The sequence below is a fragment of the Peribacillus sp. FSL R5-0717 genome (assembly GCF_038002945.1).
In the GTDB taxonomy this organism is placed as follows: domain Bacteria; phylum Bacillota; class Bacilli; order Bacillales; family DSM-1321; genus Peribacillus; species Peribacillus frigoritolerans.
On the sequence record NZ_JBBOOF010000001.1, the window covers coordinates 1,158,300 to 1,175,344 of the forward strand.

A 17,045-nucleotide genomic window follows, 5' to 3' on the forward strand; every position below is an offset into this window, starting at 1 on the left:
CACACAACCGGTAGTTTATTACCTCCCTTGTCCCTCCCTTCCTCTAGAACCTATAAAGGTTTTACTATATACTTTTAAGAAAAAGCTGGAAAGTGCGGTGAACCCCTTGTTTAAACTTCTATTGATAGAAGATGATACGACGTTATTCAATGAAATTAAAGATAGATTGGCGCAATGGTCTTATGATATTTACGGAATCGGCGATTTTAGTAAAGTGGTTCAGGAATTCACGGACATAAAACCTGATTTGGTCATCATTGATATACAGTTGCCGAAGTTTGACGGATTTCATTGGTGCAGAATGATCCGGGCACATTCCAATGTTCCCATCATCTTTTTATCATCACGTGATCATCCTACGGACATGGTGATGTCCATGCAGCTTGGAGCTGATGATTTTATCCAGAAGCCTTTTCATTTCGATGTACTCATCGCGAAGATACAGGCCACCCTTCGCCGTGTCTATAATTACAATACGGAAAAGATCGAATTGAAAACGTGGTGCGGCGCCACCGTGGATTACGAGAAGAACACGGTTTCGGCCGAGACGGGCACAATCGAATTGACGAAAAATGAAATTTTCATCTTGAAAAAGCTCATTGAACAGAAAAACAAGATCGTAAGCCGCGAGGAATTGATCAACAGCTTATGGGATGACAAACGTTTCATAAGCGATAACACCCTTACAGTGAATGTGAACCGTTTACGAAAGAGGCTGGATGAACTGGGTCTAGGGCATTTTATCGAAACGAAGGTCGGACAGGGCTATATCGCCGTGGAAGTGGCAAATGCATGATCGGAAAATATCTCGTGGAAAGGTTCAGCTGGATCACATTCTACATACTTCTTCATCTATTCATTATCTTTGTCGCCTATCTTGATTCGGCCATTCCGTTAAGGCCCATACTCTATATTGTTTTTTTATCATTGCTCATGTTCAGTATGTTTTTGATTTTCCGCTATAAAAAGGAAACCTACTTTTATAAAAGTTTAGAAGCACGGGAAGACAACCTGGATATAACGAATATTGCCGAACCAGAGAGCCCTTTCGAAAAAATAATAGAAAACTGCATCATTAACCAAACCGAATTATTGAAGAAATCCGCAGCAATCGGTCAAATGACTTTAGAGCAGGAGAAGGATGAATTATTATCTTGGATTCATGAAGTGAAGACACCATTGACGGCAATGCATTTAATGATTGACCGCTTGGATGATGGATTGCTGAAATCACACTTGACTTATGAGTGGCTGCGCATTCATCTTCTTCTTGATCAGCAGCTCCATCAAAGGCGCATGCCTTTCATCGAAAATGATTTGTATATAGAGAAAACCGATTTGGAAACAATAATCTTTGATGAGATTAAAACGCTGCGGACATGGTGCATTCAAAAAGGAATCGGCTTCGAGATACAATTGGACGTAACCGAAGTGCTTAGTGATGCCAAGTGGCTGGCCTTCATCATGAGGCAGCTCTTGACCAACTCCATTAAATACAGTGAGAACGCAGATATCACGATTTATAGCCATGAGCGAGCCGGACAAACGGTTCTTGAAGTGCAGGATTTTGGACGGGGCATTGACCCAAAGGATTTATCCCGCATATTTGATAAAGGATTTACATCCACGACAAATCATCGTGACAGTGCGGCAACCGGCATGGGTCTATATTTAACCAAGAATGCGGCCGAGTCCCTATTCATCTCCATTGATGTGAAATCAGAGCTTGGAACCGGGACGACCGTTACCTTGACCTTCCCAAAAAGAAATGATTTCGTGAATATCACAAGCATGTGACAAAAGTGTCACATGCTTTTATTCTTTGTTCGTCCAAACGAAGGAAAAGAAATACATGGCCTTTTATAATGAGGATATAGAAAAAAAGGAGTGTATCCAAATGAATATATTAGAAGCGAAGAAAATCCATAAAAGCTATGGTAATAAATTCAATAAACAAGAAGTATTAAAGGGTCTTGATATAAGCATACAAGAAGGTGAATTCGTAAGTATCATGGGTGCTTCCGGTTCAGGAAAAACGACTTTGCTGAATGTCCTTTCCTCGATCGATAAAATCAGCAACGGCACCATTACGATCGATGGTAAAGAGATTTCAGGGATGAAAGAAAAGAATTTGGCCGAATTCCGTAAGAACCACTTGGGCTTCATTTTCCAGGAATATAACCTATTGGACACATTGACTGTCAAAGAAAATATCCTCTTGCCCTTATCCATTACAAAAACGCCCAATAATGAAGCGGCACAAAAGTTTGATAGCGTGGCGAAGGAACTGGGCATATATGAAGTGAAGGATAAATACCCAAATGAAATTTCCGGTGGTCAAAAACAGCGTACGTCTGCAGCGCGGGCTTTCATCCATGATCCAAGCATCATTTTTGCGGATGAACCGACTGGGGCGCTTGACTCCAAATCAGCTTCCGATTTACTGAACAAACTGAGCGAAATGAATAAAAAGCACAAAGCGACCATCATCATGGTAACCCATGATCCCGTGGCCGCCAGTTATTGCAGCCGAGTCATTTTCATTAAAGACGGACAAATCTATACCCAATTGAATAAAGGTGAACAATCCAGACAAACCTTCTTCAAGGACATCATGAAAACACAAGGTGTATTGGGAGGGGTTCAAAATGAGCATTAATCAACTCATCTTGCGAAATCTGAAGAAGAATCTGAAGAACTATTATCTGTATGTGTTTGCCCTGGTCTTCAGCGCTTCCCTTTACTTTGCTTTCGTCACCTTGCAATATGACCCAGCGCTGGATGAAGCGGAGGGTACGGTGAAAGGGGCCGCCTCCATCAAGGCAGCATCGATCCTGCTTGTTGCGATAGTTTCCATATTCCTTTTATATGCCAATAGCATTTTCATTAAAAGACGCAGTAAAGAAATTGGACTATTCCAATTGATAGGCATGACGAAGAACAGGATATTCCGTATCCTGAGTGTGGAAAATCTGATCCTGTATTTCTGTTCCGTATTCCTGGGAATCTTTGTAGGGTTTGCCGCTTCAAAATTGATCATCATGATCCTATTTAAAATAATGGGTGTCCAGGCAATCGCGACTCTTAACTTTTCTTTTCAGCCGCTAGTGCAAACCTTGCTCGTTTTTAGCGCCATCTATCTTTTAATCATGTTGATGAATTATGCCTTCATTAAAAAGCAAACCATTCTATCATTATTCAGAGTGACTTCCATGACGGAAGGAAAAGTGAAAAAAGTTTCTATGGTCGAAATGATCATCGGGATATTCGGGATCGCCCTGATCATTGCTGGCTATGTCATTTCATCCAAATTATTCGATGGAGCATTTACACAGATGACCGAGCTTTTCATGGCCATGATCGTCATTCTGGCAACCGTCATCATCGGTACCTACCTATTCTATAAAGGATCCGTAAGCTTCATCTTTAATATCGTCCGTAAAAAGAAAAATGGCTATTTGAACATCAATGAAGTATTGTCCCTTTCATCCATTATGTTCCGGATGAAATCAAATGCGATATTATTGACGATCATCACGACCGTTTCCGCTTTGGCAATCGGTTTATTATCATTAAGCTATATCTCCTACTACTCAGCGGAGAAAATGGCACAAAGCAGTATCCCTACCGATTTTTCGATGACGGATATGGGAGATGCGGATAAATTCAAAGAGGCTTTATCAGACAGTAAAATTGATTATGACGCAAAGGTGATTGACGTCATTCAGGTGGATGTCAATGTAAAGGAAATAATGGAAACGAGCCTCGAAGGAGTGAACTTCGATCCGGACATCATGACCGTTCCTGTCATCAGTGATGAATCCGTTAAAGGAATCAACCTTGCTGAAGATGAGACCCTTTTCAGCGGATACAGTAATATGATGGAGAATGTCATATCCTTGAAAGATTCCGGAAAGATTGAACTGAAGGGCAAGAATGAAGTGATTCCCCAAACATATATAGGTTTGAATGATGATACCTTCCTTTCCTATTACTTCACGAATGGCGGATTGCCCGTTGCGATTGTAGACCAAACGATATTCGACCGTTTGAAAAAGGATATCGACCCGAAAATCCAAAAAGTTTCATCCGTTAATATCGGCATTGATGTGAAGGATGAAGCTGAACTTGAAAAAGCGAATGATCTATTCAATAAAATGAGTTTCAAAAAAGAACATGTAAATGATTCCCAATTGGAAATGTTCAACACCCAGAAGAAGAATATGGGCCTTATCATGTTCATCGTCGGCTTCTTGGGATTAACCTTCCTCATCACATCCGGCTGTATCTTATATTTCAAGCAAATGGATGAAAGTGAAGGGGAAAAATCCAATTATACGATTTTAAGAAAACTAGGATTCACACGTGCTGACTTACTAAGAGGAATCCAAGCAAAACAAGTTTTCAATTTCGGCATTCCTTTAGTCGTCGGGCTGCTTCACAGTTATTTCGCAGTCCAATCAGGTTGGTTCTTGTTCGGGACCGAAGTTTGGACACCGATGATCATCGTCATGGCATTATACACGGCCTTGTATTCAATCTTCGGAATCTTATCCGTATTTCATTACAAGAAGGTCATTAAAGAATCTCTATAATTTCGAAGATACTAAAAGCTCCAGGGCCAATGTGGCCCTGGAGCTTTTAAACTGTAGAAAAATTCGAAGAAAAGTCAGTTTGCCTAAAATTTTTCTAAAAAAAACATACCAATTGATTGGAATGGGTGTTCGAGTGCGGGAAGAGCGTGTCCAAGGGAGACCCCGCAGGCGCAAAGAGCGCCGAGGGCGGACCCCCGCGGAAAAGCGAGTGCCTGGAGTGGAAATCAACGTTCAAATTGTACAAACCCTCAATGAAGTTCCAGCTGCTTTCAGAAATCCGCTCCCTTTAAAGTACCCCAGCCGGTTTCATCATTTCCTTGATCAATTCCCTGTTGCGCTTTTTAAAGATTTCATTATGGGAAGAAACCATCCCCACACCGTGAGCGTCAGGCTGGATAAATTGCTTTGCCTTGTTTACGGCATTTGCAGCATCTTGAAAAGTGCCTGCTATCAGGTTCAATTTACCTTCATGCTTAAGGATATCACCGGCTGCGTATATTCCATCCATCGAGGATTCACTTGCAGGAGTACCTTCAATATAATAGTTGTCGGCAATGGCAATATCGACTTTACTATTTTGAAGCAGCGATGTATCACGCTCATAACCATGATTGATGATGACTTCATCGATCGGCAAGTAAGAAACTTCTCCCGTTGCGTGATTCGTCAGTTCAACATGTTCAATTGATTGATGATCATCGCAGGCGATCAATTTTGTAATCGTCGTATTCAAGAAACAAACAGCAGAGCTTTCCATCAATTGCCTTGCTTGTGATTCATGTCCTGCTAAACTATCTTTCCTGTATGTCAGGTACACCTTTTTGACGATGGGCTCTAATTCATTTGCCCAGTCTATGGCAGAATTCCCGCCGCCTGAAATGATCACCGTCTTATCCTTGAAACGATTGAAAGACTTGACAGTATAGTTTAAATTGGAGACTTCAAACCTTTCTGCCCCGTCTATTTCCAACTTTTGCGGATTCAGGATTCCGCCGCCAACCGCGACAATGACCGTCTTGGAAAAGTGCACTTGACCTGAAGCCGTATGTAAAACGAAGATGCCTTCTTCATTACGTGTGATTGATTCCACTTTCTCATTCAAGACGACTGTTGGATTGAATGTTAAACCTTGCTCCACTAGCTGCTCAATTAATTTTTCCCCAGTAGTCGGTGTCAGCCCTCCAACATCCCAAATCATCTTCTCTGGATAGACATGAATTTTCCCGCCCAGCCGTGGCTGGTATTCAATCAGTTTAACTTTCATTTCTCTAAGTCCGCTATAAAAAGTGGAGTAAAGGCCTGCTGGCCCTCCCCCAATAACCGTTACATCAAATAAATCCTGCTGTTCCATCTACGTTCACTCCCCGGTAATCAAGTGTGATTGATTATCATTCTCATTTAATCGTACACTCTTTTCTCACTTTTTACAATAAGCAGGCGAGTTAAATTTCAAAAAAACGATTCATTCTGCACGTATGTATGAAATTAGGGGGAAAAAAGTGCAGCCATCCTTCATCCCTACTCAAGGATGAAAGACGCTGCACTTTCTTCGCACTGAATGCTAGTTTGAACGAGGTCTTTTCCCGTCCGATATAAGAAGATTGATATGATCTATGAGTTCAGGTAGTTCCTCCATCGTTTTGATGGTGAAGTCTGCCCCGTTTTTCAAAAAGATATCTGCCGTTTTAGAGATGAGATCTTGTTTATCTCCTTCTGGAAAACTTGTATACTCATCTAAACTCAATCCCATCTCAGAGCTTCCGACAATGACTCCGACCGTCCATACCCCAGCATTCACTCCCTCTTGCATGTCGGAAATGGTATCGCCTACCTTCACTACCTTCCATGATGCCGCTAATTTCAATTTTTCCATATTCCGATAGATCATGTAAGGGTATGGCCTTCCAATCGAATGGGTTGCATCCGCGGTTACATGGAAATCGGGCCCATACCCTTTTTTCAAAGCATTTGCTGTGACGACCTCCATCATTGTATCGGTATATCCCGTTGTCGACCCAATCTTCAGGCCGCGATTCCTTAATGCTTCCACCGTCTCGATAACCCCTGGAATGGGACCTGTATAATCGGCCAATGACATCATCAGCGCCGGTTCGAATTCAGCATATAGCTTTTCAACGTCTTCCTCATTGAATGGCCTTCCGTATTGCTCCTCCCATAACGAAGATATCCTTGGCATGGTCAGCATCGCACGAATATGGTCGATTTTCAGCATGCCCATCGGAGCTCTGGCTTCCTCCATCGTCACGTCCAGTCCAGCATTCTTAAAAATATCCACAAAAACATTCACTGGTGCAAAACATCCAAAATCCACTGCTGTTCCAGCCCAATCCAAAATGATTCCTTCTACCTTATTCATACTGTCACCACTTTCATATATTTTTCTACGATCCTGCCTAGTTCCTCGATATCTCCTTCATGGATTTCGCCAATATTGCCGATCCGGAATGTATCTATATCAGTCAGCTTTCCGGGGTATATTACGTAGCCCCTCTCTTTGATGAAATTGTAGAAGTCCCCAAAATCAAAGGTTTCAGTTGGAAAAAGGAAAGTTGTAATGATAGGCGATTGTTTATCAGGTGAGATGTATGAATGGATACCCAATTTCCCCATCAGCTCCCTCAGCCTGTCATTATTATTCTTATAGCGGGAGAATCTGGCTGGGATGCCGCCTTCTTCCGTTAATTCTTCCAGCGCTTTAGCAAAAGCGGCCACTACATGTGTTGGAGATGTGAAACGCCATTTCCCATCCTTGTCCATCTCTTTCCACTGGTCATATAAATCCAGGGACAAACTGCGCGCATTGCCTTCACAGGCCAACAATTTCTCAAGCTTTGCAATGACGAAACCAAAACCGGGGATTCCTTGAATGCATTTATTCGCACTGCTGATCAAATAATCAATTCCGAGTTCAGGCACATTCATCTCCACTCCGCCAAAGCTGCTCATCGCATCAATGATCAAGGATTTCCCTAGTTCGTTTGATATCTTCGAAACCATCTCTATCGGATTTAAAATCCCCGTCGTCGTTTCACAATGAACCATCGCTATATGTGTGATGTCACGATCAGCCAGTAAAATGTTCCGGATTTCAGCTTCCTTTGGATATTCATTGTACTCAACGCCATATTCAACATGATTCAGACCGATGCACTCCGCCATTTTCACAATCCGTTTTCCATATGCGCCATTCGTAATGATCAGCACTTTATCGGATTTTGAAAGTGCAGTCGTCAGCACAGATTCTACAACAAACGAGCCGCTTCCCTGCATAAGTACAGACGTATATTCTCCGTTTGCAGCATATGCCAGTTCAAGAAGCTGGGATCTGATTTTTTGTGTGATTTCTTTATAATCATTTTCCCACGTGCAGCGATCAACAAGCATTTCCTGTTTCACCGTACTTGTAGTGGTCAGCGGTCCAGGCGTCAATAGTTTATAGGTATTCATTTTCCTTCACTCCTCACTGTATTTATCATTGTGCTGATTTAAAGAACTCTTGATGCTGTTTCAATAATTCGACCGTTAGGGGCTGCTTAAATTTCATAGGGTGGGCCGGTTTATTCTTTTCCGTTACCTTTTCACCTTCATAAAGTGCGACCGGGTAATGTTTCAACAGTTCTTCTCTAGCATCTTTACTGATCGTTTCTGCTATTTTCATCGCTAAATTTGTTTTAGCTTCATTATCTTTATTCACGACAGCCACGGATTCCGTATAGGAGAAATTCCCCTCAGCCGGATCGACGAATTCGATCGGTAAACCCGACTCTTTAGCCATCACGGCTTGATAGCGTAAACCAAAACCGGCAGCCACTTCCCCTGCTTGCACTTTATTGATCGGGCCTGAACCTGAGCTCTCAAGATGCGGACCGCTATTTGCTATTAAATCATGGAGAACCTTTTTGCCCTCTGCGTCACCGTATTGACTGATTATTGCTTGAACTAACAGCCACCCTGTTGAAGAGTCCAGGATATTAGGAATTGAAACGAACCCTTTATATTCCGGATTAGTTAAATCCTTAATCGAGGTAGGCATCGGCAGGCCTTTTTGTTTAAGCACTTCCGTATTCACAAAAATGGAACCGGTATTTGCCAAAATCGGTGTATAATAGGCTGGTTTTTTTTCCAAGGCTTTTGTACTGAATGACAGGTCCTTGAACATGGAGTGCTGATCCTGTGCGCTCTCGATGAAATAGGAACTCATCGTCACGACATCAGCCTCGATTTCATCTCCTTCTGCCAGCAGTTTCCCGCCTAATTCAGAAGTGCCTAATGATTGAAGGACATATTTCCCTTCGTATCCGCCATCTTTCAGGGAAGTCTCCATTGCTGCAGTGGCTTCTTCATCGCCATTCGTATAAATGACCACCTTTTCCTCATCCGCTTTGCCGCTGTTACGGCCCACCAATACAAATACCAAACTTAAAGCAACTAAAGAAAGTAAGGCTATCTTCAACGTTTTAGACATAATATCCCCCTCATTAATGTTTGAATTGTCTTTTTTGATAATGATCACAAAGCAGCTTCACGATTAGGTTTGTAAAAAAGATAAGTAAAGACAGGATGAATATTTCATTGAATTTGGCAAAATGCTGAAGCTCTTTAATTTTGCTGGCCACTAATGTGGTCTGGGCCGTGACCAAAAAGATGATTCCGCTGATCGTCACCATACTATTGATGAAATAGTAGCTGAACATCTCGATCACCGTAGATGCCGAGTTAGGCAAGATGACACGATAGATTGTCCTGATCCAGCTATCCCCCAATAAATTCCCGGTGGTTTCCCAACCAGGGTTCATTTTGGATAAAGAGTTCTTCGCCATTAAATAGGGTGTCGTAAAGAAGTGGACCATGTTACATAGAATGATGATGGCAAAGGTCCCCTTCCAGCTGCTGCCGTTGAACAGCAGCAAATACGATAAGCCCAACACCATTCCCGGTACTGTATTCGTCAACATCGAAATGACATCCATTGATGATTTCCCTTTAAGGGGCGTCCTGACATTCAAGACCGCCGAGCTAAAGGCGACGAACGTTCCCAGTACGGCCGTCATCAAGGCAACGAATAAGGAGTTTTTATAAACGGCCGTTAAATCGCCCGATTGGAATGTGTCGATAAAATGCTTTAAGGTGAACGAGATATCGTAAGGGAAACTAGTTAAAAATGGTGCAATGAACATGACTGCAAATACAGAAAACATTCCTATTAAGACCAGCAGCGAAATACCTCCAAAACAGATATCCCTCCCTTTGTGCTGCGTCAATTCAATATCGCTGAACTTATCATAATGAAAATTAAGTTTTTCCAGATAGTTTAATAGGAAAACACTGAACACTATCGGAATGAGCATGAGAATGGCAATCACTGCGCCATTATTGAAATCAGGGATTGAACCCAGCATGACTTGATACAGTTGCGTCGCAACGACGGAGTAGGTCCCGCCGACCGAAGCCGGTATCCCAAAGTCGGTGAAGCTCAAGATGAAGGAAAGTACAAAAGCTCCACCTAAAGTTCCTGACAATGGCCGTATGATCGTATTCATGAAACTTCTTATCGTTCCGTCACCCATTAATTTCGAGACGATGATGAACTTTTTATCCATGTACTTGAAGGAATTATTAATGAGAAGAAAAGCTGATGGCAATGTATAGATTACATAACCTATCAATAATCCATTAAATCCATATATATCGAAGAGATTCCTTCCAAAAATCTTCGTTATGATTCCTTGATTGCCGAAAGAGTAGATGATCGCAAACCCGAATGTGATTGTTGGAAGCAGCATCGGAATGAGGATCCCGGTTTTAATTACACTTTTTAATGGCCTATATAATCGGGTGCAATGGATGGAATAGGCCAGGAAAAAGGCTAAAACGGTTGTAATGACGGCTGTGAGTCCCGAGATTTTCACGCTGTTTCCAAATGACTTCATCAGCTCTGCATTGGAAAGGACTGTTAGATAATTCGAGAGATTGATTCCATCTGCCGTTTCAAAAGAACGGACGAACAACATGCCAAGCGGCAAGAAAAGAAAAGCGGCAAATAGCAGTAAGATAGGTATATAAATGACTCTCATTGCCGGTTTTACATCAGGCATGCTTTTCACCGAATAAGTTATAAATATTTTCTCTCTTGATCTCCAGCTGTTTAAGAATGAATTCCTTAACAAAATCATTGGCTGGCTGATTGATGATTTCTTGCGGCGATCCAAATTGAGAAATATTCCCTTGATTAATGATCAAAATCTTATCCGACATCGTCAAAGCCTCTTCCGGGTCATGTGTCACTATGATGGTCGTCAGCTTAAATTCGCGGGCAATGGATTTGATGCGTTCCTTTATCGATTCCTTGATCACACCATCCAAAGCACTCAGCGGCTCATCAAGCAATAGGATTTTCGGCTTCATTACAAGAGTCCTTGCGATTGAAACCCTTTGTTTCTGACCCCCTGATAATTCGCTGATCCTTTTTTTCAAATGCGGCGTTAATTCCAGGAAATCGATGTATTCCTGAAGCTCTTCCTTGGAAACGGATCCCTTCCTGTTCCTCAATCCATAAACGATATTTTCATAGGCATTCAAATGCGGGAAAAGAGCGTAATCCTGGAAAACGATATTAAATCCCCGGTCTTTCATGGGCACGTTACTCAAATCGGTATCATTGAAAATGATTTTTCCATGATTGATACCCGTCAAGCCCAAAATTATATGTAATAAAGTAGTTTTGCCGCTTCCACTTGGTCCTAATAGTGAAACGATCTCCCCCGTTTTAATTTCAAGATTCATATGATCCAAAACTGATTTTCCATCGAATTGCTTGCTAATATTTTGTAGTTTTAGCAAACCGTTCACCTCCTTTAATACACCCTTAGTATAAAAGCCCTTTGTAAACCGAAGTTGGGATTTTTGTAAATACTCTGTAAACATTGAACATATTTTTACTAAATTGATACTAACTTTTGACCAACTAATGATATTTTTATCATCCATGTTGAATATGTTCGTAGTAAACAGTACACTTAAACTGAATATCAGGAAGATAGATATGAAGAATAGGCGGGTGTAACTTATGCTTCCTCTTGAAAGGCAAAAGAAGATCATCGAGTTATTAACGATTAGGAAAGTGATGAAGATTGCCGAACTTACTGAAGAAATGCAAGTTTCCATTGAAACCATCAGAAGGGATATAAACCTTCTTACAAGGCAAGGAAAAATTGAAAAGATCTATGGCGGCGTTAAGCTGGTTCAATCGAAGTTTGGAGAATCGACGATAGATGAACGGATGTTCAGTCAATTAGAAGAAAAAGAATCCATCGCCCAAAAATGCAGTGAGTATATCGACGATGGGGATTGCATTTATATCGATAGTGGTTCGACAACCTATCAAATCGCTAAATATATAAAACAGAAAAAGAAACTGACCGTAATAACCAGTTCGATCCCTGTTGTAAATGAGCTCATTCATAGCGATATCGAGATATTGATCATAGGCGGGAAAGTCAGGAGAAATGAACAATCCATCGTTGCATTTGATTATTTATTCAACTTCAGTGAATTGAATATTTCAAAAGCATTCATTTGTGCGAGCGGCATAACCGTTGAAAAAGGCATATCCGACTATAATTTAGAAGAAGCGAACACACGAAAAAAAATCATAGATCTATCCCAAGAAGTCTATGTTGCCGCTGACAGCTCCAAGTTCGGGAAAGACGTGACCATCGGGATATCGTCACTGGATAAAATCGATTACATCATTACTGACGATCATCTGCCTAAAGATTTCATCTCTTCGTTTAAAGAGACCGGCACACATTTGATTCTTTCTTAAAAGAAAGAAAAAAACGGGAACTATACTGTAGTATAGTTCCCGTTTTTTTGTTCAAGTTGCAGCTGATTTCAGAAATCCGCTCCCTTTCCGCCGACTGTCTGCCAAGCCTCCTCGACGCAAGCGTCTGTGGGGTCTCGGCTAGCCAGTTTTTCGGCAGGAGTGTCGCAAATTTCTTCAATCCAGAGAGTTTTCATCCTATAAAACAGTAAAAATACGTGAAAGATAACCAAGTTTCGTTTGAAAAATGTGGTAAAAAAAACCCTCACTAAATCATGAGAGGGATCGGGATGAGACCATTCCTAAATAAAAAACTGTGTCCTCCATCAATGGAGAGTGAAACTCAGGCTAATTTCTGGTTTTGACTCTGACCGGGCCCGGGCGATTCCCATAAAGTTGAGCCTAGTACCTCAATTAAAATTCCTTTCATGCTGAAGGAGCCATTCCTTTCTCCACAAGCCACCAGCATAACCAGTTAATTTCCCATTTGAACCTATTATTCGATGACATGGAATCACGATGCTTAACTTATTTCTGCCGTTAGCGCTCCCTACTGCCCTAATGGCTTTTTCATTACCGATTGAAACGGCGATGTCTTTATAGGAACCCGTGTTAGCGTACAGGATTCCCGTTAATGCGTTCCACACGTTTTTTTGGAAGATGGTCCCTTCAAGTGTATAAGGAAATGTAAATTCCCTGCGTTCACCTTTGAAATACTCATCAAGCTGACTAAAGCACTCCGCCAAAACCTGAGGCGTGTGCTCTTGCATAATATTTATCTTTATATCCCTTTCATCGAACATTATGGAACTGATGGCATCATTCGTTCCTGATATCTCGATAACTCCAATCGGTGATTCATAATCTAGTTTATATAATTCACTCATATAAGGACCTCCATTTCTGTATGTGGCTTACATTCGATTCTTAAGATTCATGTTGCGATATTCACTTGGAGTACAATTTTTCAAACGGCGAAATACTTTATAAAAGTTTGAAGGGCTTTGGAAACCGACTTCAAGGCAAATCTCAAGATTTGTTCGACTTGTGCTTGTTAGAAGGTATGAAGCTTTATCCACTCTGATTTTTTCCAAATAGGAACGGGGTGTTTCTAATGTTTCCTTTTTGAATAGCCGCTCCAGATAATAGGAACTTACACCGACATGATTGGCAATATCCTTTAATTCCACTTTTTGATTATACTGATTGACCAAGAAAGCGATGATATCTCTTACAAGTCCCATCTTCGGGGAATCATCAACTTCCGGTTGGCATCTTTTGCAAGCACGGAAACCGGCCTTTTCGACTTCATCGATGTCATGATAGAATTTCACATTTATTTTTTTCGGCTTCCTTGACCTGCATGAAGGGCGGCAGTATATTTTAGTTGTCTTTACTGCGGTAAAGAATAATCCGTCGTATTTAGGGTCGCAAGCAATGATTTTCTCCCACATTTCTTCAAAAGAAAGATTTATAGCAACAGCCATTATGCTCCGCATCCTTTCAGGTTTTACTTCCCATATAAATGTGAGGTGTCACTTAGCTCTACTATTCGTGCTGTATCTCGTTCTAACAATTCAATGGCTTTATCGAACAGGGCATTCCCGAAACTGAGGCGTTTTACGCCTAATTCTTCAAGCTCCTTACCATTCGTCAATCCAGGCAAAGATAATACATTAAGGGAGCACCTATATTCAAAGTGATTTCTTTTATTTCATCATGGTTCGTTAATCCAGGGATGAATATTCCGCTGGCACCACTTTCCACATACGCCTTTGCCCGCTCTGCCGTTTCCGGGAAAGGATTTTCTTTTTGAAAATAAGTATCTGTTCTGGCATTGATGTAAAAACCTTCATACCCATTATAATCCACCGCTTCCCTTATTTTTAATAGCAGGCTGCAGTGTTGATATATATCTCTAAGACCTTTTTGTTTTTTTAGTGAATCCTCAATATTGATCCCGGCTACACCGGCGTTTGCCGTCCTTAACACATTATCGACAATCTTGTCTGCGGTTTCACCATAGCCTGCTTCAATGTCCGAGGTGACGGGAATTTTCACATTATCCGCAATTAGTTTAATGATACCTAAATGTCTTTCAAAATCAATCAATTCGCCATCAGAATACCCCAGGGAGTTGGCAATTCCACAGCTTGTCGCTCCAATCGCCTTGAATCCTGATTTCTCGAGAATCAAGGCCGATAATAGATACCAGACATTCCCCAATATCAACAGGTCCTTCGAAAAGTGTAATTCATTGAATTCCTTAATATTAGTCATTATAGATGCTCCTAAAATTCATTTGTCCCTATTCTAACAATCACCCCAGCTCCAAATCGTCCTCATTCTTGCTCTTATGGTCCATTTCAAGTCCTGGATTCCCGTGACAAATAAAAAAATGCCCTTTCATACCAGGGCATTTCAGTTTGTATACAAAAGGGTTCTATCTAAAGTTATTACAGTTGTTTGGAGCGGGTGTGCGAGACTCCTGCGGGAATAGCGAGTCCAAGGGAGATCCCACAGGCGCAAGTGCGCCGAGGGCGGACCGCCCGCGGAAAGCGAGTGCCCTACGTTCCAATCAACGTCTAAATTTGTACAAGCAAAAAAAAACTGTAGACAAATTCGATTTTCTTCGAGTTTGTCTACAGTCTGAACTGCCCTTTCATTCCGGGGCATTTTCATGATCCAATTGATTAATTTACGAAAAGATATAACTTCCTATGATATTCCTCAAATGCCTGCTGGTCCTTTTCCGTGTAGTCCATCCACTTCACTTTCTTGCATCTTTCCTCTAATCTCTCATTCAGTTCATCTTCTATTTCATTCATGAAACGGATGATTTCCCCATAGGGCATATTGAAATGACGGGCTGCAAGCCTGGGCGGGGAATGCTTTACCAGCAATCTCATGAATTGATCGACCGTGTCCGCCTTCGATGCAAGATAATCTTCTTCGTTCACGATGAATTCATACACTTGTTTTTTGACGCCAGAAAGTCTGGTTACTTCGTCGCGCAATAAAAACTCCATTAATCTATCGTTCATATGGCTCTACCTCGGTTTGGTTTATATTTAAATCCTCTTGGATATGTATGAAAATTCTATACTGCCCGATACCTCATTATGACATCGTAACGGCAAGCCATCAAGCAATTCCTCCATCAATACATAAAGCGTAATAATTACGATTTAAGGACCGTTTTAAGTAAAATAACATGCATATGCTTTAAAAGTCAACGTTTGTATTGTGTGCATAGTAAGCATTCTTTATTGGCAAAATATGAGCATGAACAAATGGAACAGCTCTTTATTAATTTTGTATAGGCAATGAGAATAATTTTGTTAAAATTTGATATAATAAATGTAATATTTAGTCAATTAGTATCTTTTCCTAGAATTTGCTTTTGCAAAGGGGTAGAATGAAGCTAATGACATCTTATTTTTTCTAATGTTTCCGAGGAGTTATAGGGTGGGTATAGCAAGTACATAGTGACAGCTGGAATGCTGTCCGACATATCGGTTGTTTTCATTTGTTCAAAATAACAATGAAAAGAATAAGGAGTGATTTTTTGAAACCTTCAACAAATCGCATGTTAACCCGTATTAAATCCGTTTATATGTTCATTAGCAATAACGGTACGGTTTCTACTCAAGAGCTTGTAGAAGAATTTGGCATCACTCCTCGAACTGTGCAGCGCGATTTAAATGTCTTAGCATACAATGACCTTGTTCAAAGCCCAAGCCGAGGCCTTTGGACGACAACAAGTAAAAAGGTGAAGATGTCATCGTAAAAAGAACGACCACCCGAACAAGATCGATATGTAAAATACTTTGAGGCGGACAATATTGTCCGCCTCATTTTTTGTGTCCAGCTATCATTCAGCCGGTTGGCCCGCCTTTAACTGTTCAAGCTCCTCCGCCGTCAACTCACGGTATTCACCAAGCTCGAGTTCCTCATCAAGCTGTAAACTCCCCATGGAAAGACGCTTTAGGTAGACGACACGTTTGCCAACGGCCTCAAACATCCGCTTCACCTGATGAAACTTCCCTTCCATGATCGTTAGCTCGATATCCGATGTCAGGCCTGATTTTAAAATGTTCAATTCTCCTGGTTTTGTTTCGTATCCATCATCCAAGGTCACTCCGTTGCGGAATGCCTCGATATCCCGTTCCGTTACTTCGCCATCAATGACCGCAAAATATGTTTTAGGGACATGTTTCTTTGGGGAAAGCAGTTGGTGGGCAAGTTTTCCGTCATTCGTGATCAGTAATAAACCTTCTGTGTCCTTATCAAGACGGCCTACAGGAAATGGCTCGAATACCGAATCTTCCGGCTCCAAGATGTCGATGACCGTTTCTTGGTAGTTATCTTCCGTTGCCGACAATACGCCCGGCGGTTTATTCATCATTAAATAAATGAATTCCCTGTATTCAACCCGTTCACCATGAACCGTCACGTTTTCCGTATCAGGGTCCACTTGTTCCTTCGGATCCTTAATCAGCCTTTCATTAACCTTGACGGCGCCGGATTTCAGGAGCTTTTTCACTTCTTTCCTGCTGCCATAACCAATATTGGATAAAATCTTATCTATTCTCATCGTTTCCTCC

At 41.3% G+C, this 17,045-nt stretch carries 16 protein-coding genes and 1 pseudogene; 6 read left to right on the top strand and 11 right to left on the bottom strand.

What is annotated here, in order from left to right; genetic code table 11:
* The first annotated feature begins 106 nt into the window (after positions 1-106).
* The 4 genes from NYE65_RS05605 to NYE65_RS05620 all read left to right on the top strand — a co-directional run bounded on the left by NYE65_RS05605 (position 107) and on the right by NYE65_RS05620 (position 4,595).
* The gene (locus NYE65_RS05605) at positions 107-796 is read left to right on the top strand and encodes a response regulator transcription factor (protein ID WP_057276763.1); all 690 of its coding nucleotides are present in this window, start codon (positions 107-109) and stop codon (positions 794-796) included.
* A complete protein-coding gene (locus NYE65_RS05610; RefSeq protein ID WP_268592748.1) occupies positions 793-1,797 on the top strand; it encodes a sensor histidine kinase in 1,005 nt (334 codons plus the stop codon). The genes NYE65_RS05605 and NYE65_RS05610 overlap by 4 nt, the downstream gene beginning before the upstream one ends.
* Positions 1,798-1,897: 100 nt before the next feature.
* On the top strand, positions 1,898-2,659 hold the full coding sequence (locus NYE65_RS05615) for an ABC transporter ATP-binding protein (protein WP_057277077.1): 762 nt from the start codon (positions 1,898-1,900) through the stop codon (positions 2,657-2,659).
* Positions 2,649-4,595 carry an ABC transporter permease gene (locus tag NYE65_RS05620; RefSeq protein WP_340860003.1) on the top strand — a complete coding sequence of 649 codons (1,947 nt, stop codon included), beginning with the start codon at positions 2,649-2,651 and terminating at the stop codon, positions 4,593-4,595. Before NYE65_RS05615 ends, NYE65_RS05620 begins: the two co-directional genes overlap by 11 nt.
* Positions 4,596-4,881: 286 nt before the next feature.
* Here the strand turns inward: NYE65_RS05620 and NYE65_RS05625 are convergent, their stop codons facing one another.
* The 6 genes from NYE65_RS05625 to NYE65_RS05650 all read right to left on the bottom strand — a co-directional run bounded on the left by NYE65_RS05625 (position 4,882) and on the right by NYE65_RS05650 (position 11,456).
* Positions 4,882-5,946: an NAD(P)/FAD-dependent oxidoreductase gene (locus tag NYE65_RS05625; protein WP_340860004.1), complete on the bottom strand. Its 1,065-nt coding sequence runs from the start codon at positions 5,944-5,946 to the stop codon at positions 4,882-4,884.
* 210 nt (positions 5,947-6,156) lie between these two features.
* A complete protein-coding gene (phnX, locus tag NYE65_RS05630; protein WP_340860005.1) occupies positions 6,157-6,972 on the bottom strand; it encodes a phosphonoacetaldehyde hydrolase in 816 nt (271 codons plus the stop codon).
* Positions 6,969-8,063: a 2-aminoethylphosphonate--pyruvate transaminase gene (phnW, locus tag NYE65_RS05635; RefSeq protein ID WP_340860006.1), complete on the bottom strand. Its 1,095-nt coding sequence runs from the start codon at positions 8,061-8,063 to the stop codon at positions 6,969-6,971. The genes phnX and phnW overlap by 4 nt, the downstream gene beginning before the upstream one ends.
* Before the next feature lie 25 nt (positions 8,064-8,088).
* Positions 8,089-9,081 (bottom strand): extracellular solute-binding protein, encoded by a 993-nt coding sequence (locus NYE65_RS05640; RefSeq protein WP_340860007.1) that lies wholly within the window; start codon positions 9,079-9,081, stop codon positions 8,089-8,091.
* 13 nt (positions 9,082-9,094) lie between these two features.
* Positions 9,095-10,711: an ABC transporter permease subunit gene (locus NYE65_RS05645; protein ID WP_340860008.1), complete on the bottom strand. Its 1,617-nt coding sequence runs from the start codon at positions 10,709-10,711 to the stop codon at positions 9,095-9,097.
* Positions 10,704-11,456 (bottom strand): ABC transporter ATP-binding protein, encoded by a 753-nt coding sequence (locus tag NYE65_RS05650; protein ID WP_340860009.1) that lies wholly within the window; start codon positions 11,454-11,456, stop codon positions 10,704-10,706. Before NYE65_RS05650 ends, NYE65_RS05645 begins: the two co-directional genes overlap by 8 nt.
* Before the next feature lie 226 nt (positions 11,457-11,682).
* Between NYE65_RS05650 and NYE65_RS05655 the strand changes: the two genes are divergently transcribed.
* Positions 11,683-12,441, top strand: coding sequence for a DeoR/GlpR family DNA-binding transcription regulator (locus NYE65_RS05655; protein ID WP_053535985.1), 759 nt, complete (start codon positions 11,683-11,685; stop codon positions 12,439-12,441).
* A gap of 407 nt (positions 12,442-12,848) precedes the next feature.
* Here the strand turns inward: NYE65_RS05655 and NYE65_RS05660 are convergent, their stop codons facing one another.
* The 4 genes and pseudogenes from NYE65_RS05660 to NYE65_RS05675 form a co-directional block, all read right to left on the bottom strand.
* Positions 12,849-13,325: a methylated-DNA--[protein]-cysteine S-methyltransferase gene (locus NYE65_RS05660; RefSeq protein WP_340860010.1), complete on the bottom strand. Its 477-nt coding sequence runs from the start codon at positions 13,323-13,325 to the stop codon at positions 12,849-12,851.
* Positions 13,326-13,352: 27 nt separating this feature from the next.
* On the bottom strand, positions 13,353-13,925 hold the full coding sequence (locus NYE65_RS05665) for a bifunctional transcriptional activator/DNA repair enzyme AdaA (protein ID WP_340860011.1): 573 nt from the start codon (positions 13,923-13,925) through the stop codon (positions 13,353-13,355).
* A gap of 23 nt (positions 13,926-13,948) precedes the next feature.
* A pseudogene (locus NYE65_RS05670) lies at positions 13,949-14,718 on the bottom strand (isocitrate lyase/PEP mutase family protein).
* 413 nt (positions 14,719-15,131) lie between these two features.
* Entirely contained in the window at positions 15,132-15,482 is a 351-nt protein-coding gene (locus tag NYE65_RS05675; RefSeq protein ID WP_034309343.1) for a hypothetical protein, read from the bottom strand.
* A gap of 524 nt (positions 15,483-16,006) precedes the next feature.
* On the opposite strand from NYE65_RS05675, the gene NYE65_RS05680 reads away from it, so the two are divergent.
* Positions 16,007-16,228, top strand: a complete 222-nt coding sequence (locus NYE65_RS05680; protein WP_034309346.1) for a DeoR family transcriptional regulator — start codon at positions 16,007-16,009, stop codon at positions 16,226-16,228.
* A gap of 84 nt (positions 16,229-16,312) precedes the next feature.
* On the opposite strand, the gene NYE65_RS05685 is transcribed toward NYE65_RS05680, so the two are convergent.
* Positions 16,313-17,035 (bottom strand): pseudouridine synthase, encoded by a 723-nt coding sequence (locus NYE65_RS05685; RefSeq protein WP_034309348.1) that lies wholly within the window; start codon positions 17,033-17,035, stop codon positions 16,313-16,315.
* Between the last annotated feature and the right edge of the window lie 10 nt (positions 17,036-17,045).

Excerpts from the sequence above, each read along its gene's own strand:
- NYE65_RS05610 (WP_268592748.1), top strand. The coding sequence starts at position 793 with ATGATCGGAAAATATCTCGTGGAAAGGTTCAGCTGGATCACATTCTAC.
- NYE65_RS05615 (WP_057277077.1), top strand. The coding sequence starts at position 1,898 with ATGAATATATTAGAAGCGAAGAAAATCCATAAAAGCTATGGTAATAAA.
- NYE65_RS05620 (WP_340860003.1), top strand. The coding sequence starts at position 2,649 with ATGAGCATTAATCAACTCATCTTGCGAAATCTGAAGAAGAATCTGAAG.
- NYE65_RS05625 (WP_340860004.1), bottom strand. The coding sequence starts at position 5,946 with ATGGAACAGCAGGATTTATTTGATGTAACGGTTATTGGGGGAGGGCCA.
- phnX (WP_340860005.1), bottom strand. The coding sequence starts at position 6,972 with ATGAATAAGGTAGAAGGAATCATTTTGGATTGGGCTGGAACAGCAGTG.
- phnW (WP_340860006.1), bottom strand. The coding sequence starts at position 8,063 with ATGAATACCTATAAACTATTGACGCCTGGACCGCTGACCACTACAAGT.
- NYE65_RS05640 (WP_340860007.1), bottom strand. The coding sequence starts at position 9,081 with ATGTCTAAAACGTTGAAGATAGCCTTACTTTCTTTAGTTGCTTTAAGT.
- NYE65_RS05645 (WP_340860008.1), bottom strand. The coding sequence starts at position 10,711 with ATGCCTGATGTAAAACCGGCAATGAGAGTCATTTATATACCTATCTTA.
- NYE65_RS05655 (WP_053535985.1), top strand. The coding sequence starts at position 11,683 with ATGCTTCCTCTTGAAAGGCAAAAGAAGATCATCGAGTTATTAACGATT.
- NYE65_RS05660 (WP_340860010.1), bottom strand. The coding sequence starts at position 13,325 with ATGAGTGAATTATATAAACTAGATTATGAATCACCGATTGGAGTTATC.
- NYE65_RS05665 (WP_340860011.1), bottom strand. The coding sequence starts at position 13,925 with ATGGCTGTTGCTATAAATCTTTCTTTTGAAGAAATGTGGGAGAAAATC.
- NYE65_RS05675 (WP_034309343.1), bottom strand. The coding sequence starts at position 15,482 with ATGAACGATAGATTAATGGAGTTTTTATTGCGCGACGAAGTAACCAGA.
- NYE65_RS05685 (WP_034309348.1), bottom strand. The coding sequence starts at position 17,035 with ATGAGAATAGATAAGATTTTATCCAATATTGGTTATGGCAGCAGGAAA.